Below are 20,818 nucleotides of genomic sequence, written 5' to 3' on the forward strand. Positions count from 1 at the left end.
TCGACGGTGCTGGTACGTCCGGCCTAGATCGTCGGCCTTCCCGCCGTGTTCCGCATCCGGGGCCGTCACCCGGCCGGTTCGTCGCCCGCCGGTTTCGCCAGGGGCCAGCCCTGGTCGGGAGTGCGCAGGGCGACGTCGGCGCCGAGCGTCAGCGTGCCGCGCACGTCCGCGGGCGGTTCGGGCGCCAACGCGAGGAACGTGCCCACGGTCGCGTCGGACAGCTCGACCCGTCCCGAGAACGTCGTGTCGGTGAACGCGATGCCGCCGTCGAACCGGGCTTCCCGCAGGTCCAGGCGTCCGTGGAAGATCGCGCCGGACAGCAGCACGGGCTTGCCGAACGTGGCTCCCCGGAACGCGGTGATGCCGTGGAACCGCGCGCGGCGCGCGGTCAACCGGCCGACCCGACGACCCTCCAACCGCAGGTACTCCAGGTTCGCGCCGGTCAGGTCCAGGTGGTAGAGCACCGGATCGGTGTCCATCCCCCACGGCAGCAGGTCGGTGATCAGGCGTTGCGCGGTCAGCCGGACGGTGCGTTCGCGGTCCTGGTCGCCCTGCTCGACCCCGGACTGGTCGGGGTCGGCCGGCGTCGTCGTGAACGCCTCGTGCGTGAACGGTCTCCGCAGATATGCGCACAGCACGTCCAGCACGGTCTGCTTGTAGCGCGGCGTAGTGCGTGCCAGGTTCGCCAACGCGTGCATCGCGCCCACACGCACCTGGTCGGCGTCGTGCCCGAGCATCTCGACCGCGCGGGCGAACCGCTCGTCGGCGATCTTCACGCTCTCCAGGTCGTGCCGGGCCTCCTCGGTGCGTCTGCGCCGGTCGTTGAGCCACAACGCGTACAGCGCCACGATCGACCCGCCCGCGAGCCCGCCGGTCTTGATCGCCTCGCCCAACCCGGTCCTCGGGTCGACCAGCAGCAGCACGACGATCGTCGCCACCGTCACCAGGATCGCCGCGATGCCGCTGAGCAGCAGTCCGCGCTTGCGCACGTCAGTCCCTCCCCAGGCCGGTCGAACCGGCGAACTTGGTCTCGCCCAGGAAGCGGGCGCCGGTCAGGACGACCTCGCCCTCGGACGCGTCGACCTTGCTGAACCACGCTTTCCCGTGGAAGACCGCGTTGTCCAGCCGCAGCCGACCCTTGCACTTCGACTCGGTGAAGTACGCGTCGCCGTGCACCACGAGCCCGCGGAACGACGTGGAGTGCGAGAACGTCGCGCCGCGCACCAGCAGTGTGCCGACCTGCCGTTCCGAGATGTCGAAGTACTCCAGGTAGGCACCGGTGAGATTGAGGACGTGGTGCTGCGCGTCGGCGTCCCGCAGGCCCGGGAGCAGGTTGTTGATCAGGAGTTGCGCGGTGTGCCGCACCTGCAGCTCGGGGTCGTCGGACTTGCCGCGCCGGAACGGCCGCCGCAGGTAGGCGCACAGGACGTCCAGCACGGTCTGCCGGTACTCGTCGCGGTTGCGTGCCAGGCCGGCCAGCGCGTGCAACGCCCCCGACCGCACCTGCTCGGTCTCGTGCCCGAGCAGTTCGATGGCGCGCGCGAACCGTTCGTCGGCCACGCGGGACCGGTCGTGCTCGGCCCGCGCGTTCTCCAACTCGTGCCGGCGCGTCTCGATCGCCTGGCGTTCCTCGTCGGTGCGTCTGCGCCGGTCGTTGAGCCACAACGCGTACAGCGCGACGACCGCGCCGCCGGCCAGGCCACCGGTCTTGATCGCCTCGTTCTTCGGCGCGTTCGGGTCCACGGCGAACAGCCAGCCCGTGACCAGCAGGAACAGGCCGATCGAGCCGAGTAGCGTGGCGGGGAGCATGCTGCCGCGCCGACGCAGCGACAGGGAGGCGAGCACGACGGCTGTCACGATCACGACGCAGCCGGCGATCCAGAGTTGACCCACAAGACGGGAATTCTCGCCGGTGACGAGGCGCACGGTGACCAAATCGGCGCCGAGAGCAAAGGGACGGTGTGCCAACTCACCGGATTGGCCCATGATGTACCGGTCGACCGAGCAAGGGAGTGACGAGTGGACGGCGTTGAGCGCCCCGCGTGGGCGCCCGGAGACATCGACCTGGGACGCCCGAGCATCGCGCGGGTCTACGACTACTGGCTCGGCGGCGCGCACAACTTCGCCGTGGACCGCATGGTGGCGGACAAGGTGCTCGCCGACGTACCGGTCCTGAAATCGGTCATCCTCAACCACCGCGCGTTCCTGCGCCGTGCCGTGCGCTTCCTGCTCGACCAGGGCATCCGGCAGTTCCTCGACCTCGGGTCCGGCATCCCGACCGTCGGCAACGTGCACGAGATCGCGCAGGCCGTCGACCCCGGCGCCCGCGTCGTCTACGTGGACATCGACCCGGTCGCCGTCGCGCACAGCCGGGCCATCCTGACCGGGAACCCGCTGGTGAACGTGCTCCAGACCGACGTGCGCGACGCGGCAACGGTGCTCAAGTCGCCCGAGGTCCTCGACCTGCTCGACTTCGACCGCCCGATCGGCCTGCTGATGGTCGCGCTGCTGCACTTCGTGTCCGACGAGGAGGACCCGCGCGGCATCGTCGCGTCGTACCGGGACGCCCTGCCGGACGGCAGCTACTTGGCGCTCTCGCACGCCGGCTACGAACCGGGCGAGTGGAACCCGGCGTGGAACGAGGCGCGCAACACCTACAACCGGGGCGTCAGCGAGATGACCTACCGGCCCCGGCAGGAGGTCGAGGCGCTGATGACCGGGCTAGACCTCGTGGAGCCCGGCGTCGCCCGGCTTCCCCTGTGGCGACCCGACTCGCCGGACGACGTCGACGAGGGCGCGCACAGGTTCATGAGCTTCGGCGTGGTGGGACGGAAGCGCTGATGTTCGACTCCACCCGGCGGGCGCCCGTATCCTCTGGGTTCGTGGTGGCAGGCCGGCGGACATGACGGAACAGGTTGACCATCGGGTGGTTGGGCCAGGCCGATCGAACCTCGACCCCGCGGTTCTCGCCGGGGCGGAGTCGTTCGCGCGGACCTGGGCCACCGCGGTCATCGGCAGCAGCTACGTGCCGATGACCCGGACCGAGGTCGCCGAGCACCTGAGGTCGTTGACCGAGGTGCTCGTGCACGCGTTGCACGCGTCGCCGTTCCGCACCGCACCGGGTTACGAGATCGGCGCCCGCCTGGTCGAGGCGCACTTCACCGGCACCGACACGCTCGGCCGCACGGTCCAGCTCCTCGGCGACGACCTGCTGTCCGAATTGGGCATACCGCAGGACGAACTGATGCGATCGCGGCTGGCCGCGTTGCAGGGCGCGCTGTCCGCCGGGTACGCGCGGGCCCTGCGCGAACGGACCCTGGCCGAGCAGGAGGCCATCCGCGCGGCCGTGCTCGACGCCCGCGACCAGGCCGAGGCCGCGCTGAGGGCGTCCGAGGCGCGGTTTCGCGCCATGTTCACCGACGCGGCCATCGGCATCGGCATCGCCGACATCGAGGGCCGCATCCTGGACGTCAACCAGGCGTTGCAGGAGATGCTGGGCTTCGGCGTCGAGGAGATGCGGCAGTACAACATCCGCGACCTCATGCACCCGGAGGACGGCACCGCGGTCTGGCGGCTCTACGACCAGCTCACCGCGGGCGAACTCGACCACTACCGGGCCGAGAAGCGCTTCCGCCGCGCCGACGGCGAGCAGGTGTGGACGCACCTGACGCTGTCGCTCGTGCGCGACGACCACGGCGAACCCCAGTACCAGGTGGCGATGATCGAGGACGTCACCGAACGCCACCTGCTCCAGAACCGCCTGCGCTACCAGGCGTTGCACGACCCGTTGACCGGCCTGCCCAACCGCGCGCTGTTCCTCGAACGGCTCAGCCGCGTGTTCCACAACGGCGAGAGCGCCCGCGCGGGCCTGTGCTACCTGGACCTCGACGGGTTCAAGGTGATCAACGACAGCCTCGGGCACGACGTCGGAGACCAGCTCCTCGTCGAGGTCGGCCGGCGTCTGGACCACTCGGTGTCCGGGCCGGGCAAGCTCGTGGCGCGCATGGGCGGCGACGAGTTCGTGATCCTGGTCGAGGGGTCCCGTGACACGCGCGACATCGTGGACGTCGCCGACCGCGTGCTGCGCGAGCTGGAGTCCCCGATCCGCATCGCCGGGCACGAGCTGACCGTGTCCGCGTCCATCGGCATCGTCGAGCGCGAACTGCCCGGCACCACGGCCGCGGACCTGATGCGCGACGCGGACATCACGCTGTACTGGGCCAAAGCCGACGGCAAGTCCCGGTGGGCGCTGTACGACCCGGAGCGCAACGCCCGCGAGGTCGCCCGGTTCACCCTGTCCGCGACCATGCCGGCGGCGTTGGAACGCGACGAGTTCTACGTGGACTACCAGCCACTGGTCCGGCTGGAGGACAGCGTGGTCGTGGGCGTGGAGGCCCTGGTCCGCTGGCAGCACCCCGAGTTCGGGCGGCTCGCGCCGGACCGGTTCATCGAACTGGCCGAGGAGACCGGCCTGATCGTGCCGTTGGGCCGGTGGGTGCTGCGCCGGGCGTGCGAGCAGGCGAAGCGGTGGCGTGAGGAGTTCGGCGAGGCCGCGCCGTTCGTGTCGGTGAACCTGGCCGTGCGGCAGTCCCGCGACCCGGAGCTGGTCCGGGACGTGAAGCGCATCCTCGACGAGTGCGTGCTGCCGCCCAACCAGCTCCAGCTCGAACTGACCGAGAGCGCCATCATGGGCACGGCGGACGAACCGCTGGAGGCCCTGCGCGTGCTGTCGGACATGGGCGTGCGGATCGCCATCGACGACTTCGGCACCGGCTACTCGAACCTGGCCTACCTCAAGCACCTGCCCGTGCACGAACTGAAGATCGCGGGCTCGTTCATGGAGGGGCTGCGCGCCGAGGACGAGGAGGACGCGGTCGACATGGCGATCGTGTCGACGCTCGTGCGCCTGGCACACGCCCTGGAGCTGGGTGTGACGGCCGAGGGCGTGGAAACGCCGGCGCAGGCCAAACGCCTGCACCGGCTCGGCTGCGACACCGGGCAGGGCTGGTTCTTCGCCAAGCCCATGAAGCCGCACGAGATCGACGAGCTGCTGCGGCGTTAGTCGAGCAAGACTGTGTCGTCTGCGCGCGTGTGTGGTCGCATAGTTCGCCAGTCGTGCCCGCCGGATCAAACTGTCCGAAGTGGACGGCCGTCCGGGCATGATCGGGTGGCCGCGCACCCCGCCGTGGAGTCGCAGCACGGTCCGCGCCCCCCAGGACGAAGTCGAACACGTGCCAGTCGGGGACCGTCGTCCCACGCCCCGCTTCGGCCCGGACTGCGCCACCGTGACAACCCGTGTCCGCATGGACACGACTCCTTCCTCGGAGGCATCCCACCGCCGAACCTCCCGCTGCCGACGGCGGGGCACAGGGCAGCGACCGGGTGATTGCCCCTTTCCGCCCCGCGGGCGCGCGACGATCGGTTACGTTGGCCGCATGCGTCGTGCCCTGCCGTTCCTCGCCGCCGCACTCGTGCTCACCGCGTGCGCCGAGTCCACTCCGGGCACGCCGTCCGCCGGCAGCGCGCCGACGACCACCGCGAGCGGGTCGTCGCAGCCGTCGGGTTCGGCCAAGCCCTCGACGTCCGCGACGCCGAAGAAGCGGCCCAAGACGATCAACATCAAGGACGTCGACCCGTGCACCCTGCTTGCCGCGTCCGCGCGGCAACAGTTGGGGTTGGACGCGGAGCCCAAAGCTACGCGGAACGACCTCTACCGGTCGCCTGCCTGCGACGTCGGACGGCGGGACTTCAAGTACTCGGTGCAGATCGTCACGGTGACGACAGTGGGCTTGAACTGGTACTTCGACGGCAGCTTCGACGTCGAACCCACTGCCGCGGAGATCGGCGGATTCCCCGGGGTCTACGCGACCAACGCGAAGAACCCGTTCCACTGCTACGCGGCGATCGACGTCTCGGACGGGCAGATGGTCGACGTGCTGGCGTCGAGCCTGGGGCAGAACCTGAAGCCCGACCAGTTGTGCGAACTCGCCCGGAACGCGGCCACCGAGGTCGTGGCCACGCTCATGAAGTGAGCCGGCCCGAACCGCCGCCGGCGCCGACGTGGACCGGTTACGTTGGCCGCATGCGTCGTGCCCTGCCGTTCCTCGCCGCCGCACTCGTGCTCACCGCGTGCGCCGAGTCCACTCCGGGCACGCCGTCCGCCGGCAGCGCGCCGACGACCACCGCGAGCGGGTCGTCGCAGCCGTCGGGTTCGGCCAAGCCCTCGACGTCCGCGACGCCGAAGAAGCGGCCCAAGACGATCAACATCAAGGACGTCGACCCGTGCACCCTGCTGACCGACGCCCAGCGCGCGAAGTTGGGTCTTGGTGGCACGCCGACCAAACAGACCGACGATGAGGGATACCAGGAGTGCACGGTGAGTCGTGAGGACCACAAGTACCTCACCGGCATGACCGTCTACCCGGACCGGGGTGTCGAGTACTACAGCGGTGGGGCGAAGACACCGGAACCAATTGAGATCGCCGGATTCCCCGCGTTGAAGATGGCGAGTTCCATGCCGCTGGGCGATTCCTGCGCGGTCGTCGTCGACGTGTCCGACGGTCAAGTGGTCTCGTCCGACGTGATGGCGTTCGGCGCGTTGAAGGGCGACGCCGTGTGCGAGCCGACCTTGAAGACCGTCACCGAAGTGGTCGCGACTCTGGTAGCGAAGTAGTCGGAAGCGATCCGTGTGCGGGTAACTACTCATTTGCAGTGGGAACCGCTCACCCGACGACCCCATCAGAGCTAGAGTAATTCCGATCGCACACACACTTGATCAGCTCTTGGAGGGGTGCCGTGTTCATCGCGGACGGTGGTGGAGGGTCCACGCAGGCCCCGATCCCCGAGTACAGCGGGAGTCAGCAGAAGCTGAGCGTCGATCCTTCGGCGATCCCCGAGGCGCGCAAGGTGTTCGCCGAGGCTCTTGGCCGACTCGAGAACACGCTCAACGGCGCGCTCCAAGGCATCCAGGCGCGGAACTGGGCAGGTGACCCGGTCAGCAAGGAAACCGCGGACAAGTTCAACGAGAACACCTTCGGTGCCGGCGACTCCGCGGCCTTCTCCGCGATCGTCGCCTACCGCAATCAGCTTCAGGGCGTGGTCGACCAACTCACCGCCATCGAAGCGGACTACCGCGCCGTCGAGGGCGACAACACCGCGGCCTGGGGCCGCGTCAACAACGGCTGAACCTCCTGATCACGCACCCGAGGGGGGCGAAACACCATGGGTGACCACCGCTGGCGCGGCTACACACACCCCGAGCTGCACACGATGATCAACGCCGGTCCGGGGGTCGCGGCGTCCCGTCCGATCGAGGACGGCTGGAAGGCCCTGTCCGAGACCCTGGCCGACATCGACGAGTCGATCAAGATCGGGCTCGACAAGCTCGGCGCGACGTGGGAAGGCTCGACGGCCGACGCCGCGACCGCAGCCCTGTCGCCGCTCGCGCAGTGGGCCGCCGACGCCAAGCAGGGCTCCGACGTCATGAAGACTTCCGCGCAGCTCCAAGGCGACTACATCGCGGACGCGCGCAAGGAGATGCCCGAGCCGGTCCCGGTCACGACCGCGGCACCGTCCACCGGGGACAAGATCCTCGGCTTCCTCGGCGGTCCGTCGGGCATCGCGCACGTCGTCCAGCAGCAGCAGGACCACGAACGGCAGGAAGCGGCGCAGGACAACGCCGAGGCCAAGGCCGTCCAGGTGATGAACACCTACCAGTCCAGCAGCGAGTGGAACTCCGGCACGCTGGGCGAGTTCGTCCCGCCGCCGAAGGTCGTCATCGACACCCCGCCGCCCGCGACGGCCGGCGAGTACAACAGCTCCAGCGCGAACTACAACACGCCCAAGACCTGGTCCGCGCCGACCGACAACTCGGGCACCACGAACACCTCGTGGGCACCGCCGCCGACCGGTCCGACGGTCTCCCCGGTCTACACCCCGCCGGGCAACGGCGGTGGCGTGACCAACCCGGTGTGGGCGCCGCCCGCGCCGACGCCCGGTCCGCCCGTCACGCCGCTTCCGCCGCCCGTCGGCGGTCCGAACCCGACGCCGACGCCGCCGCCCGTGTGGCAGCCGCCGACCCCGGGCCCCAACCCGACGCCGCCTCCGGGCACCGGCCCCAAGCCGCCGCCCGTCGGCGGTCCCGGGCTCAAGCCCGGACCGGCGCCGACGCCCGGCGGTCCGCGTCCGCTCCAGCCCTCGCTGCGGCCCATGGGCCCGGGCGGCGGGCCGAACCCGTTCGGCCCCAACGGGCAGGGCGGTCTGCGCGGCGGACCCGGCGGCTTCCCCGGTGGTCCGGGCGGGTTCGCCGGCCAGGGCGGTCCCGGTCAGCAGCTCGGCCGCGGCGGCATGGCCGGCGCGGGCGCGTTCGGGATGAACGCCCCCGGTGCCGGTGGCCCCGGTGGCGCGTCCGGTGGTCGTGGCGGTGCCGCGGGCGCCGGTGGCATGGCCGGTGGCGGTCACGGTGGCAACGGCGACGAGGACATCGAGCACAAGTCCGCCGACTACCTGGTCGAGACGACCGACGTGTTCGGCGACGACCGGCTCGTCGCGCCGCCGGTCATCGGCGAACAGCAGTAGCAGGTCCGAGACGACGGTCCGCGGGCGCACGTCGCGCCCGCGGACCCGTCCGCGAGTGGGAGCGTTGCGGTGACGATTTTCGGGGGACCGGCCGAGCGGGCGCCGATCTCGCTGTCGGCCGAGGAGTTCGACGTCCTCTGGGAACGGCTCGGCCTCGGCCCCATGCCGTTGGTGATCAAGGTGCCGTCGCCGGGCAAGACCCACGCCGAACGCGCCGAACTCGAACGCCGCGTCTGGCACGCCGTCGACAGCCGGGGCCTGGGCAACCCGCGCGGCCTCGAACCGGGACTCGACCACCTCCTGCGCCTGTTCGTCCGACCCGAACGCGAGGTCGACGGTCGGCTCTGGCTGGGCAAGAGCCTCCGCGTGCTCGCGGTCGCCAACGGCGACGACGGCGCCATCGCCACCCTCACCGAGAGCGGCCTGACGTTCCGGGCCGTGTCGGGCACGGGCCTGGCGAGCGGGGTCGTCGGCATGCTCCCGCAGCACCCGGCGGGCACCGGCCACTCGGTGACCATGCCCAGCGCCGACCTCGAAGCCGCCGTCCAGGGCACGGACGGTTCCCCGCGTCAGCTCGAACAGGCCCTGCGCTCGCACGGCCTGCGGCAGGAGGACGCCGAGGCCGTGGTCAAGATGTTCACCGGCCTGGTGCACACCGGGAACTTCGGTGCCGCCGCGCGCGACCGCTACAACAAGCGCTGCCGCCCGGACCGCGTGGTCGCGTTCTTCGACACCGAGGAAGGCCGGTTCCTGCAACAGCGCCGCACCACGGGCGGTACGCCGTGGAGCACGTTCACCCCGACCGACACGCGCCGGCTGACCCACCAGGTCGAGCAACTGCTCGGCGAGGCCGTCACCGCCGCCAAGCAGCAGTGATGCCCGCGGTCGACCCGCAGGAGATGCGCGACGCCGTCGCGCTCGTCCTCCCCTGGCTCACCGGCGAGGCGGAGAAACCCGACCGCAAAGTTCTCGCCGCCGCCGTGCGCCTGAGCCTGCGCACCCTGGAGCAAAGCGCACCGGGCCGCAGCGTGGAGGTCCGCGTGCCGCCCTTCGCGGCCGTGCAATGCGTGCCCGGCCCACGCCACACCCGCGGCACCCCGCCCAACGTGATCGAGACGGATCCCCGCACCTGGCTCGAACTCGCGACCGGCCGCCTGGACTGGGCCGCGGCGTTGGACGACTTCCGGGTCACCGCGTCGGGCAGCCGCGCCGACCTGTCGACCTACCTTCCCGTGGTGAGGTTCTGATCATGAAGCTGCTGCGACTGCTTCCCTTGGTGGCCTTGGTTTTCCTGCTGGTGGGCTGCTCCAGCGAGTGGGAGGGCGACGTCCGGTTCAAGGTCACCAAGCTGAATCCCGGGTTCACGAGTTCGGTGCAGGTGCAGGCTCCGTACGCCAATTTGGAGATCGACGAGGCCGAGCCCAAGTCGACCTTGGAACCGGTGAGCAAGAAGGCGGTCGACATCTCGGACTTGCCGGAAGGCGTCCAGGTAGGCGATGTCGTGATCTGTCACGTGAGCCAGCACGACAAGAGTGGCTTCGACCAGCAGGGCGTCCAGGTCAAGCTTGATCAGTGCCGTAGGCCCTGAGGGGAGGGGCCCGCCACCTGACGAGCCCCGCCTTCGACGGTCTAGAACCAGGACCCGACGGTCTTGTCCCACAGGCTGCCGGCGCCTTCGACGACGTCGCGGCCGAACTCGACCACGTCGCCCACACCGCCGACCACGATGTCGCCCGCATCGTTGAGCAGTTCGCGTCCGGTGTTCACCAGACCCGTGCCGGCTTCGGACCAGTTGCCGTTCCAAGCGTTCCGGCCCGCGTCGTAGACACCGGTCGCCGCATCGCCCACCAGGTCCGCCGCACCGGCGACCGTTCCGGTCACCACGTCGACCACCGGTCCGACGCCCGGAACGTCCGAGAACGGACCCGACGGTCCGAGGGGGGAGTCGTACCACTTCTGCTCGGTCACCGAAGCGCCGTCACCGGTCGCGATCCGAGCCAGGTTCTGCACGGACTCCGAACCCTCGCGGTAGTACTGGGAGTGTGCCCCGAGCAATGAGGCGTCTTCCGGTGTGCCGAACGTCCGTGCGCCGAACTTGGGGTCGTACGGTCCGGTGGACGAGCCATCCTCGGTGAACCAGGAGGAGCTGGTGCCCTGCACGACGGGGTCGTGCTCGGTGGCGCCGACGTAGACGTGGCCAGGACCGACGGAGAGCTGGTCGACGTTCGAAGCCCCGACACCTGGTGAGCCGACGAATGCGATGTCGTCTGCCGCAAGACCGTTCATGCCCGCGTAGCCGACCGTGGTCGAGCCGTAGGAGTGCCCGATCACGGTCAGGTGCTGGCCTGGAGCGCCCGCCGCGCGGTAGCCCGCGACGTCGGCGACCAGATTCGCGCCGCCCTCCCGGGCTTGGGCCGGATTGTCTACCTCGCCCAAAGCCCATCCCGGTGCGTCATAGCCCAACCATTGGATGGTGGCGTTGCCCTCCGCGCCCATTGCCTGGCGCAGGTTCGCTGCCTGGTCCACACCGAAATCACCGAGTGTGGATCCAGTTCCAGGGACACAGACCGCGAGGTTCTTCGCGGTGTCCGGATTTCCGTAGGCGATCGCGGTCGCGCCATCGCCGCGTGGTCCGTACGGGTCCCATGCCATGACCCGCACATCCGCACGGCCCTCGGCGTTGAACCAGCCTCGTTCCGTCGCGATGTCCTCAGCCTTTTTGATGCTGTCCTGCACGGCAGCGGCGTTGTCGGCCTTGGTGGCGGCTTCCTGCCGCTGCTCCATCAAAGACGCGTACTGCGGGTCGTTCATGAGCTTCGTCTGACCGTCGGACGTGTCCGGGTCGAGGCCCAGTTCGCGGGCGCGGTCCGCCATCTGCGCGTCGAGAAGGTCGCGCTGGGCGCCGAAGCGCTGGAGGTCGTCGTCGATCCGGGCGCGGTTGGCCTTGTCCAGCACGTCGGACGGGAGTCCGCGCAACTGCCCCAGTTCCTGGAACTTGGTGCGCAGCAGCTCGTCCCGCTGGTCCTGGGTCAGCGACTTCCACCACTCGGCGACCTGCTTCGGGTCCGTGCCCGGCGCGGGCACGGTCGTCGACGTGCGCATGGCCTGCACGGACGTGGCCCAGCCGGCGTCCTTGCCCGCGGTCTCCTCGAAACCCGGCCGCACGGACGACAGCGCCGACGCGTACGAGCGCAACACGCCCTCGTAGCCGGACTTGACGTTGTTCAACGCCTCGTTGACCCGGCCGGCCAGGTCCATGGTCTGCGCCGCGTCCAGCGTCGGCGGCCGGCCGCGCCACACGGCGATGATCGAGTCCGCGCTGCCGCGCATCTGCGCGTAGGCGCGCGACGCCGCCTGCACCACGTCCACGCCCACGCCGAGGCGTTCGCCCGCCACCACGGCCGCCCGCGAGGACAGTTCCGCCCGCGCGCCGAACTTCGTGGCCGATTCGCCGGTCCACGCCGACGTCGCGGTCCGCCCGCCGGACGACACCGACGTCTCGGCGCGGCTCACCGCGCTCATCGCACCGGAGATCGGGTCCGCCGCGGCGGCCACGCGGCCCGCGTCGCCGGACGCGAGCTGCCCGTACAGCACCTCGGGGTCGTTCACGCGACACCGCCTTCGAAGGAGCGGAAGGACTGCGTCGACGAGTCCTCGGCACGCTGGTACGCGTCGGCGTTCTCGGCCAGGCCGTCGCCCGCGTCCCGGTACCAGGCCGAACCCCGGCGCAGGTCGTCGGACTGCTCGCCGGTCCAGCGGGCCAGCGCGTCGACGAACTCGGCGGCGGCGGGAACCTCGCCGAGCGCACCCGCGTCAAGCCTGAGCATGGAGATCAGATCCGCACCGTCGCCGGTCGCGTCCGCGCCGTCGTGGAACTCCTTCGACGCCCCGCGCAACGTCTCTGGCTGCACCCCGAACACAGTCGTCCACCCTCCGTCCGCCGCCTGACCGCTCCGACGCGGGCACCGGCGCGGCGGTTCCACCGCGCATTGCGTCACCATGATCCGACTACGGCTTGCCACTCGGGAGGAAAACCGTGCCTGGAGGATGGACCACCCAGCGGTGGACGGACGCCTTCACCGCGCAGGCCGCGCTGTTCCGCGCGGCCGTCGGCGAGGCGAACCCGCAGGACAGGGTGCCCAGTTGTCCGGGCTGGACGTTCGTCGAACTGGTCCTGCACGTCGGCCGGTTCCTGGAGACGTCGCTGGAATACCTGCGCACCGGCGGCACCGTGCGACTTCGGCTGCCCGCACCGCCCGAGCACGTCGCGCCGCTGGCCTACCTCGACGAGCAGCTCGCCAAGGCGGCCGAGATCCTGCCCGTCGTGCCCGGCAACCGCACCGCGTGGACGTTCTCGCCCGCCGCGCCCGACCTCGCGTGGGTATGGCACCGCCGGATCGCGCACGAGGTGGACCTGCGTCGCTGGGACGCGCAGGCGGCGTTGCGCAAACTCGTCGTCGGCGACGCGGACTTCGCCGTCGACGGCATCGACGAGTCGCTGACCACGTTGCTGGCCGCGAAGTACGACACCGACGTGCCGCTGTCCGTGTCGGGAAAAGCCTTGATCAGGCTCACCGACGTGCCCGAGTCGTGGGTGGTGACGCTCACCCCCGGCCAGGTGCCGGACGTGCGCGCGGCCTGGCCGGGCGAGGAGGCCGACGCCGAGGTGGTGGGCGAGGCGCAACTGGTGCACTACGGCCTGTGGGGCCGGTTGCCGCTCAAGGCGAGCGGCGATCCGGACGTGCTGCGTGCCCTCCGATTGGACTGACCGGGTGCGTTTCGTCACGTCGCAGGGGTGCCGATGGGGGTGAACGGCCCTCCGTTCGCCTTACACTCGCAGGTGCAGCCCGACGTCGTCGCTAGGGAGCCTTCGCGGTGGTCACCGACCTGTCAGCAGCCGGCCGCACGGACACCGAAGAACGCGAACCCCGCGAGGAGTGCGGCGTCTTCGGCGTGTGGGCACCGGGCGAGGAAGTCGCCAAACTGACCTACTACGGCCTGTACGCGCTCCAGCACCGCGGCCAGGAGGCGGCGGGCATCTCGGTCGGCGACGGCCGCCAGGTGGTGGTGTTCAAGGACCTCGGCCTGGTCAGCCAGGTGTTCGACGAGCAGGTGCTCCAGTCCCTGCGCGGCCACGTCGCCATCGGCCACTGCCGCTACTCCACGACCGGCTCGACGACGTGGGAGAACGCCCAGCCGACGTTCCGCACCACGGCCGCCGGCAGCGGCCTGTCGCTCGGGCACAACGGCAACCTGGTCAACACCGCCGACCTGCTGACCCGCGCCCGCGCGGCGGGCGTCGACACCGGCCACGGCGCGACCACGGACTCGGACCTGGTGTGCGCGCTGCTGGCCGTGAACGCGGCCGACATCGGCATCGAACAGGCCGCGATGGAGCTGTTGCCGACGCTGCGCGGTGCGTTCTGCCTCACGTTCTCCGACGAGAACACGCTGTACGCCGCGCGCGACCCGCAGGGTGTGCGCCCACTCGTCCTCGGCCGGCTCGAACGCGGCTGGGTGGTGGCCAGCGAGACGGCCGCGCTGGACATCGTCGGCGCGTCGTTCGTGCGCGAGGTCGAGCCCGGCGAGCTGATCGCGATCGACGAGAACGGCCTGCGCTCGTCCCGGTTCGCCGTGCCCGAGCCCAAGGGCTGCATCTTCGAGTACGTCTACCTGGCCCGTCCCGACACCACGATCGCGGGCCGCAGCGTGCACGCCACGCGCGTGGAGATCGGTCGCCGGCTCGCCGTCGAGGCGCCGGTCGAGGCCGACCTGGTCATCCCGGTGCCCGAGTCCGGCACGCCCGCCGCGATCGGCTACGCCCAGGCCTCCGGCATCCCGTACGGGTCCGGCCTGGTCAAGAACGCCTACGTGGGCCGCACGTTCATCCAGCCGTCGCAGACCATCCGCCAGCTGGGCATCCGGCTCAAGCTCAACCCGTTGCGCGACGTGATCCGGGGCAAGCGGCTCGTGGTCGTGGACGACTCGATCGTGCGCGGCAACACGCAGCGCGCCCTCGTGCGCATGCTGCGCGAAGCGGGTGCGGTCGAGGTGCACGTGCGGATCGCGTCGCCGCCCGTCAAGTGGCCGTGCTTCTACGGCATCGACTTCGCGTCCCGGGCCGAGCTGATCGCCAACGGCCTCGACACCGACGGCATCCGGCGTTCCGTGGGCGCGGACTCGCTCGCCTACGTGTCGCTGGAGGAACTCGTCGCGGCCAGCGAGCAGCCCAAGACGCGGCTGTGCTGCGCCTGCTTCGACGGCGAGTACCCGATCCCGCTGCCCGAGGACGAGCTGATCGGCAAGCACCTGCTCGAGGGCGTCCGGGGCATCTCGGGCTCGGCGGCCCCGGTCCTGTCCAACGGGTACGGTGCCGAAGACGCACTGCGACGCCCCTGAAGATGGAGCAAGTTGACGTGACCGACAGCGCCAAGGCCACCTACGCCGCCGCCGGAGTGAGCATCGAAGCCGGCGAGGAGGCGGTGGAGCAGTTCAAGCCGTGGGCGGCGAAGGCGAGCCGGCCCGAGGTGCTCGGTGGCATCGGCGGGTTCGCCGGCCTGTTCAAGCTGCGGCTGGACCGGTGGAAGGAGCCCGTGCTCGCGTCGTCGACCGACGGTGTCGGCACGAAGATCGCGGTCGCGCAGGCGTTGGACAAGCACGACACGATCGGCATCGACCTGGTCGCCATGATCGTGGACGACCTGGTGGTGTGCGGTGCCGAGCCGTTGTTCCTCCAGGACTACATCGCCGTGGGCAAGGTCGTGCCGGACCGCGTGGCGGCGATCGTGAAGGGCATCGCCGAGGGGTGCGTGCTCGCGGGCTGTGCGCTGCTGGGCGGCGAGACCGCCGAGCACCCCGGGCTCATGGGCGACAGCCACTACGACGTGTCCGGTACCGGGGTCGGGGTGGTCGAGGCGTCCGCCATGCTCGGCCCGGAGCGGGTGCGGCACGGCGACGTGGTGATCGCGATGGGGTCGTCCGGGCTGCACTCGAACGGCTACTCGCTGGCCCGGCACGTGCTGCTGGAGATCGCCCGGATGCCGTTGGAGGGCCACGTCGAGGAGTTCGGCCGCACACTCGGCGAGGAACTGCTCGAACCGACCCGCATCTACGCCAAGGACTGCCTCGCCTTGGCCGCCGAGGCTGAGGTGCGGACGTTCGCGCACGTCACCGGTGGCGGGTTGGCGGCCAACCTGGCCCGGGTGCTGCCCGCCGGCCACAGCGCCCGGCTTGATCGTGGCTCGTGGACCCCGGCGCCGGTGTTCGCGTTGATCGCGCAGCGCGGCCGGGTCGAGCGGGACGAGATGGAGAAGGCGTTCAACATGGGCATCGGCATGGTGGCCGTCGTGTCGCCGGAGGACGTCGACCGCTCGCTGGCCGTGCTGACCGCCCGCCACGTCCCCGCCTGGGTGCTGGGCGAGGTCACGAAGTCCGACGCTCCTACGGCTCTGGTCGGCGACCACCCCCGCTTCTGATCGCGAGTTATGCGTTCGGACACTGCGAGTTGTGCGTTCAGGCACCGTGAAATGTGCACTCGGGCATCGTGAGTCGTGTTCGGGTGTCCGCTGTCGGGGTTCGGGGCATGGAATGTCCACTGTGGACGGTTTTGTCGCGGTGGGCCGGCCTCGACGAGGTGGGCGGCGTTGCCGCTTGCCGTCCGCCGGATCGTTAAGGTCGCGACAGTTCCCGGCCTGACCTTCTAGCCTGGTCACGTGAACGAGGACCTGACCGTGACGCGGACGCTGGTGGTGCCGGCGGCCGAGTTGAGCGAACGCTTCTCGCGGTCGTCGGGTCCCGGTGGGCAGGGTGTCAACACGACCGACAGCCGGGTCGAGTTGTCCTTCGACCTCGCGCGGTCGCCGTCGGTGCCGGAGTGGTTGCGGGCGCGGATGCTGGGCCGGTTGTCCGGACGCCTGGTCGACGGTGTCTTGACGGTTGCCGCGAGCGAGCACCGTGCCCAGTTGCAGAACAGGGGTGCGGCGCGGGAGCGGCTCGCGCGGTTGTTGCGTGACGCGGCTGCGGCGCCGGCGCCCGTGCGGCGGGCGACGAAGCCCACCAAGGGTTCGCAGGAACGGCGCATCGCCGAGAAGAAGCGTCGAGCCCGGACCAAGCAGACCCGGCGCTCCGACGGCTGGGACTAGGTTCGGCCGGGTGACCGAACCCGAATACCTCACGCTGGCCCGCACCGCCTACGACACCGTCGCCGAGGACTACGCCGCCATGCTGCGCGACGAACTCGCGCGCAACCCCCACGACCGGGCCGTGTTGGGTCTCTTCGCGGAACTGGTGTCGGGCAAGGTCGTGGACGCGGGGTGCGGACCCGGGCGGATCAGCGGTCACCTCGCGGGGCTCGGTGTGGACGTGCACGGTGTCGACCTGTCGCCGGCGATGGTCGGCGTGGCACGCCGGGAGTTCCCGGCGTTGGAGTTCGCCGTCGGGTCGCTGCTGGAGCTGGACGAGCCCGACGGCGCGCTCGGCGGCGTGGTCGCCTGGTACTCGGTGATCCACGTGCCGCGCGAGCTGCACGCGACCGTGTTCGCCGGGTTCCACCGTGTGCTGGCACCGGGTGGGCTGTTGCAGCTCGCCTTCCAGGTCGGCGACATCTCGCGTCGCCTGGAGCAGGGCTACGGCCACGAGATCGCGCTGGACGTGCACCGCCTGCGACCGGACGTCGTGGCCGGGCAGCTCGTGGACGCCGGGTTCACCGTGGTCTCGACCGTGGAGCGCGCGGCGGTCGCCCCGGAGAAGGCACCGCAGGCCTACGTGCTGGCACGTCGGAACGCCTGACCGGCCGGGGACGGCGGGGTCCTCCCGCCGAAGGCCCCGTCGTCCCGACCGGTCAGCGTCCGATGATGTCGCGTCCCGCCTGGTAGACGCGGGAGTGGTCGGACGCCGTCGCGTTCTGCGTCACCGACCTCCCGGGTTCCGGCGGGCGGGGCGACCCGATCAACGCGCGCAGGGCACCGGCCGCCTCCGGGTGCTCCCACAGCAACGCCTCGATCGACCCTTGCCATCGTGCGGCGGTCGACCCGAACCGGTGGCGGTCCGCGTCCAGTCGTCGCGCCAGCGCCTCCGGCCGGGCCGGTGACAACGCTCGCGAGACGCCCGCACGCAGGTCGTCCCACAGGCCGCTGCCCGCCGACCGGGCCAGGGCCTCGGTCACGGCGCGTGCCAGGGACTCCTCGGCGTCAGCCACGGCGCGTTCCGAAGTGCGAGCCGCGCTGGTCGTTGCCGGAGAAGTTCTGGATCACCTCGGCGTGCTGCGCCACGTCCCGTCCCGCCATGAACACGGTCGACCCACCCGTAGCCGTCGCGTGTTGGCCGGCCGGAACCCGACCTTGGTCGGAATCCCGCTCTTCGAGGATCAATGCGTGCGCGTCTCCGTTCGGAATCCACAGCCATCCCTGTCCGGTGAACGTCTTCTCGACGACGTCGATCCGTCGGAAGTCCTCCGGTCGCAACGTCGTGTGCCCCGGTCGCACCATTGACGAATAGAGGTGATCGGAAAGCACGACCACGAGTGCGGCCTCCGGGAACTGCTCCAGCGCCCGCCGTGCGGCCGAGCAGTTCAACAATCGGCTGACCAGCACCGGGTCCTGTCCGGGGAACCCGTTCGCGCCTTCCACGACCACACCGTGGTGAAGGGCGAGACGCATGCGGAGTCGCCCGGCCGGAACACGCCACTTGTTGACCGCGGACAATTCACGGTCGAGTGCGCGCACGTAGTCGTCGACCACGCGGCGTTCCGGTTCGGTCGACGGCAGCACCGCCCACTCCTCGTCGCCCTTGGGCTGACGAGTCCACCGCGAGCGGTCCAGACCGGCGGCTGCGCCCGCCCGGTCCAGACTGCCCACCAGCAGTTCCTGTAGTTCCCGTTGGAGCCCGTCGTCTGCTGCGCCGTAGCTGCGCAGGTCGCAGCAGACGAACAGGCTGCGCCGGGGATCGGCAGTACCCATGGTCACGACCTTTCGGGTGTGCGGATGCGGTGACCGCGCAGGGTCACTGTGTCCGAACAGGACCGGCACGTGCCCGCACTAATGCGGACACGTGCTCAGAATCCGGCGAATTTCCGCAATGCCTCCAGGTCGGGCACGAGCACGTCCCGGCGCAGGTGGCTGACCACCACGCCGGCTTTTCGGAGATCGGAGAACGCCTTCTCGGCGGTGCGGGGTTTCATTCCCGCGATGGACGCGAGTTCGACCTTGGTGAGCGGGATTCCGAGGGTCCACCCCGCGGCCTCTTCGCGTCCGTAGGTCTGCACGAGTTCGGCGAGGACTCGGGCGACCCGCTCGGCCGCCGGGTGGGAGAGGAAATCGCGGCGGCGCTGGTTGGCCCAGCGCAGCCGGTCGTTGATCATTCCGATCAATTCCACGAAGACGTCGTTGCGCCGGTGCAGGAAGCTCATCAGTTCGCCACTGGTGATGAGCTTCGCGGTGACGTCGCCGCAGGTGACCACCGTCGCGGAGCGTGGTTTCTGGTCGAGCGCGGCCATCTCGCCGACGAGGTCGCCGGCGACTCGGATGGCCAGCAGTGCGGTGTCACCTGTCTCGTCCGTGGTCTGCACCTTGACCACGCCGTCGAGCAGGAGAAGGACGTGAGTGTCCTTCGCGTCCTGCTCGATCACCTCACGGTCGGCCGAGTAGCGCACGACCGTTCCGATGCTGAGCAGTTCTTGTCGGGTGTTCTCGCGGAGCCGACCCAGCAGGCTGTTGCTGGGCCAGTCGGGTTCCTGTGTCATCAGCGTCGGCATGGGCAACATGAGGGTCCTGTTACTGTCGTGACCGGCGGGAACTCAATTGAGCCGACCTGCGACGGGCGGCAAGTGATGGTCTCCCCGAACGTGCTGCGGACAGTACACCCGAATGGGGGTAACTGGTCCTCTTCTCCCCGGTGTTTTGGCTCAGGGCCCCCTCGTGAAGATCACGTGCGAATGCACGGGCAATACCGAATCGAATGGAATTGCGCTGCTCTCGCCCGTCGGGACGCGAGCCGACCGGGGGAACAACTGTCCGTTCCGGGACCTTGGACCTGTCGGGCCCACCCGAAGGGCCTGTTGTCGACCCCCTGAGTCCGGGAGTGCCCGTGAGCCCGCTGTTCACCCCGCTGAGCCTCCGCTCGGTGACCCTGCCCAACCGCGTCGTGGTGAGCCCCATGTGTCAATACTCCGCCCATGAGGGTTACCCGAACGAGTGGCACCTGGTCCACCTCGGATCACGGGCCGTAGGCGGTGCCGGGCTCGTCCTGAGCGAAGCGACCGCCGTCAACCCGATCGGACGCATCTCACCGGAGGACACCGGGCTGTGGACGGACGGCCACGTCGACGCGTGGCGCCCGATCACGGCGTTCATCCGCGCGCACGGCTCGGTGGCCGGCGTCCAGCTCGCCCACGCCGGGCGCAAGGCGTCCACCTACGCGCCGTTCGACCCCCGCTCCGGCGGCGTGCCCGACGAGGACGGCGGCTGGACGCCCGTCGGTCCGGGCACGGAGCCGTTCTCGGCCGCCCTGCGCGTCCCTGCGCCACTGGACGAGGCGGGCCTGACCGAAGTGGTCCGGGACTTCGCCCGCGCGGCTGAACGGGCCGTTGCCGCCGGATTCCAGCTCGTGGAGGTCCACGCCGCGCACGGCTACCTCCTGCACGAGTTCCTGTCGCCGCTGAGCAACCACCGCACCGACGGGTACGGCGGCACGTTCGACGGGCGCGCGAGACTCACGGTGGAGGTCGTCGACGCGGTCCGCGCGGCGGTCGGCCCGGACGTGCCGGTGCTCGTGCGCATCTCCGCCACCGACTGGGTCGAGGGCGGGTGGACGGTCGAGGACAGCATCAGGCTCGCACCCGCGCTGGTCGGCGCGGGTGCGGACCTGATCGACGTCTCGTCCGGCGCCAACGTGCCCGTCGCGGACATCCCGGTCGGCCCCGGGTACCAGGTGCCGCTCGCCGACGCGATCAAGCGCAAGGCGGACGTGCGGACCGGTGCGGTCGGCCTGATCACGGACGCGCACCAGGCGGAACGGGTGCTCGTCGACGGCTCGGCCGACCTCGTACTGCTCGGGCGGGAGCTGCTGCGCGACCCGTACTGGCCGTTGCACGCGGCACAGCGACTGGGTGCCCAGGTGGCCTTGCCGAAGCAGTACGCCAGGGCGTTCTAGGGGACCGCGTCAAGGGTCGGTCCCCCGGGCGAACCGGGGGACCGACCCTCGAAGCGGGTGTGATGCGTCAGCGACGGTAGTCGTCGTAATCGTC

At 70.4% G+C, this 20,818-nt stretch carries 22 protein-coding genes; 15 read left to right on the forward strand and 7 right to left on the reverse strand.

Features of this window, described 5'->3' with window-relative positions; all coding sequences use genetic code 11:
* Window positions 1-65 precede the first annotated feature (65 nt).
* Together F4559_RS34160 and F4559_RS34165 are read right to left on the reverse strand one after the other, a co-directional pair.
* On the reverse strand, window positions 66-989 hold the full coding sequence (locus F4559_RS34160) for a pentapeptide repeat-containing protein (protein ID WP_184675252.1): 924 nt from the start codon (window positions 987-989) through the stop codon (window positions 66-68).
* A gap of 1 nt (window position 990) precedes the next feature.
* A complete protein-coding gene (locus tag F4559_RS34165; RefSeq protein ID WP_184675255.1) occupies window positions 991-1,893 on the reverse strand; it encodes a pentapeptide repeat-containing protein in 903 nt (300 codons plus the stop codon).
* A gap of 126 nt (window positions 1,894-2,019) precedes the next feature.
* Here F4559_RS34165 and F4559_RS34170 point away from each other — a divergent pair, with 126 nt between their 5' ends.
* The 9 genes from F4559_RS34170 (at window position 2,020) to F4559_RS34210 (ending at window position 10,165) form a co-directional block, all read left to right on the forward strand.
* The gene (locus F4559_RS34170) at window positions 2,020-2,841 is read left to right on the forward strand and encodes an SAM-dependent methyltransferase (protein ID WP_184675258.1); all 822 of its coding nucleotides are present in this window, start codon (window positions 2,020-2,022) and stop codon (window positions 2,839-2,841) included.
* A 61-nt stretch (window positions 2,842-2,902) separates the two neighbouring features.
* On the forward strand, window positions 2,903-5,062 hold the full coding sequence (locus tag F4559_RS34175; protein WP_184675262.1) for a putative bifunctional diguanylate cyclase/phosphodiesterase: 2,160 nt from the start codon (window positions 2,903-2,905) through the stop codon (window positions 5,060-5,062).
* Window positions 5,063-5,435: 373 nt separating this feature from the next.
* On the forward strand, window positions 5,436-6,032 hold the full coding sequence (locus F4559_RS34180) for a DUF3558 domain-containing protein (protein ID WP_184675265.1): 597 nt from the start codon (window positions 5,436-5,438) through the stop codon (window positions 6,030-6,032).
* 50 nt (window positions 6,033-6,082) lie between these two features.
* Complete coding sequence (locus F4559_RS34185) at window positions 6,083-6,673, forward strand: DUF3558 domain-containing protein (RefSeq protein ID WP_184675268.1); 591 nt, start codon at window positions 6,083-6,085, stop codon at window positions 6,671-6,673.
* A gap of 122 nt (window positions 6,674-6,795) precedes the next feature.
* Entirely contained in the window at window positions 6,796-7,185 is a 390-nt protein-coding gene (locus F4559_RS34190; protein ID WP_184675272.1) for a transcriptional regulator, read from the forward strand.
* A 36-nt stretch (window positions 7,186-7,221) separates the two neighbouring features.
* The gene (locus F4559_RS34195) at window positions 7,222-8,577 is read left to right on the forward strand and encodes a PPE domain-containing protein (protein WP_184675279.1); all 1,356 of its coding nucleotides are present in this window, start codon (window positions 7,222-7,224) and stop codon (window positions 8,575-8,577) included.
* A gap of 69 nt (window positions 8,578-8,646) precedes the next feature.
* Window positions 8,647-9,453 carry an ESX secretion-associated protein EspG gene (locus tag F4559_RS34200; protein ID WP_184675281.1) on the forward strand — a complete coding sequence of 269 codons (807 nt, stop codon included), beginning with the start codon at window positions 8,647-8,649 and terminating at the stop codon, window positions 9,451-9,453.
* Window positions 9,453-9,824: a sterol carrier family protein gene (locus F4559_RS34205; RefSeq protein WP_184675283.1), complete on the forward strand. Its 372-nt coding sequence runs from the start codon at window positions 9,453-9,455 to the stop codon at window positions 9,822-9,824. Before F4559_RS34200 ends, F4559_RS34205 begins: the two co-directional genes overlap by 1 nt.
* 2 nt (window positions 9,825-9,826) lie before the next feature.
* Entirely contained in the window at window positions 9,827-10,165 is a 339-nt protein-coding gene (locus tag F4559_RS34210) for a hypothetical protein (protein ID WP_184675286.1), read from the forward strand.
* Window positions 10,166-10,206: 41 nt separating this feature from the next.
* On the opposite strand, the gene F4559_RS34215 is transcribed toward F4559_RS34210, so the two are convergent.
* Together F4559_RS34215 and F4559_RS34220 are read right to left on the reverse strand one after the other, a co-directional pair.
* Window positions 10,207-12,186: an alpha/beta hydrolase gene (locus F4559_RS34215; RefSeq protein WP_312865971.1), complete on the reverse strand. Its 1,980-nt coding sequence runs from the start codon at window positions 12,184-12,186 to the stop codon at window positions 10,207-10,209.
* On the reverse strand, window positions 12,183-12,488 hold the full coding sequence (locus F4559_RS34220; protein WP_312865972.1) for a DUF2563 family protein: 306 nt from the start codon (window positions 12,486-12,488) through the stop codon (window positions 12,183-12,185). Before F4559_RS34220 ends, F4559_RS34215 begins: the two co-directional genes overlap by 4 nt.
* A 125-nt stretch (window positions 12,489-12,613) precedes the next feature.
* On the opposite strand from F4559_RS34220, the gene F4559_RS34225 reads away from it, so the two are divergent.
* The 5 genes from F4559_RS34225 (at window position 12,614) to F4559_RS34245 (ending at window position 17,364) form a co-directional block, all read left to right on the forward strand.
* Window positions 12,614-13,345, forward strand: a complete 732-nt coding sequence (locus F4559_RS34225; RefSeq protein WP_184675290.1) for a maleylpyruvate isomerase N-terminal domain-containing protein — start codon at window positions 12,614-12,616, stop codon at window positions 13,343-13,345.
* Window positions 13,346-13,452: 107 nt separating this feature from the next.
* The gene (purF, locus tag F4559_RS34230) at window positions 13,453-14,976 is read left to right on the forward strand and encodes an amidophosphoribosyltransferase (protein WP_184675292.1); all 1,524 of its coding nucleotides are present in this window, start codon (window positions 13,453-13,455) and stop codon (window positions 14,974-14,976) included.
* A gap of 2 nt (window positions 14,977-14,978) precedes the next feature.
* Window positions 14,979-16,052, forward strand: coding sequence for a phosphoribosylformylglycinamidine cyclo-ligase (gene purM, locus F4559_RS34235; protein ID WP_221447459.1), 1,074 nt, complete (start codon window positions 14,979-14,981; stop codon window positions 16,050-16,052).
* A 237-nt stretch (window positions 16,053-16,289) separates the two neighbouring features.
* Window positions 16,290-16,718 carry an alternative ribosome rescue aminoacyl-tRNA hydrolase ArfB gene (arfB, locus tag F4559_RS34240; protein ID WP_184675294.1) on the forward strand — a complete coding sequence of 143 codons (429 nt, stop codon included), beginning with the start codon at window positions 16,290-16,292 and terminating at the stop codon, window positions 16,716-16,718.
* 10 nt (window positions 16,719-16,728) lie between these two features.
* Window positions 16,729-17,364, forward strand: coding sequence for a class I SAM-dependent DNA methyltransferase (locus F4559_RS34245; protein ID WP_184675296.1), 636 nt, complete (start codon window positions 16,729-16,731; stop codon window positions 17,362-17,364).
* Between the two features lie 52 nt (window positions 17,365-17,416).
* Here the strand turns inward: F4559_RS34245 and F4559_RS34250 are convergent, their stop codons facing one another.
* The 3 genes from F4559_RS34250 to F4559_RS34260 form a co-directional block, all read right to left on the reverse strand.
* Window positions 17,417-17,773, reverse strand: a complete 357-nt coding sequence (locus F4559_RS34250; protein WP_184675297.1) for a hypothetical protein — start codon at window positions 17,771-17,773, stop codon at window positions 17,417-17,419.
* Window positions 17,766-18,533 carry a hypothetical protein gene (locus F4559_RS34255; RefSeq protein WP_184675299.1) on the reverse strand — a complete coding sequence of 256 codons (768 nt, stop codon included), beginning with the start codon at window positions 18,531-18,533 and terminating at the stop codon, window positions 17,766-17,768. Before F4559_RS34255 ends, F4559_RS34250 begins: the two co-directional genes overlap by 8 nt.
* A 95-nt stretch (window positions 18,534-18,628) precedes the next feature.
* Complete coding sequence (locus F4559_RS34260) at window positions 18,629-19,315, reverse strand: Crp/Fnr family transcriptional regulator (RefSeq protein WP_246445388.1); 687 nt, start codon at window positions 19,313-19,315, stop codon at window positions 18,629-18,631.
* A 344-nt stretch (window positions 19,316-19,659) separates the two neighbouring features.
* Here F4559_RS34260 and F4559_RS34265 point away from each other — a divergent pair, with 344 nt between their 5' ends.
* Window positions 19,660-20,724 carry an NADH:flavin oxidoreductase/NADH oxidase gene (locus tag F4559_RS34265; protein WP_184675303.1) on the forward strand — a complete coding sequence of 355 codons (1,065 nt, stop codon included), beginning with the start codon at window positions 19,660-19,662 and terminating at the stop codon, window positions 20,722-20,724.
* Window positions 20,725-20,818: the final 94 nt, after the last annotated feature.

It is taken from the genome of Saccharothrix violaceirubra (assembly GCF_014203755.1).
Classification (GTDB): Bacteria; Actinomycetota; Actinomycetes; order Mycobacteriales; family Pseudonocardiaceae; genus Actinosynnema; species Actinosynnema violaceirubrum.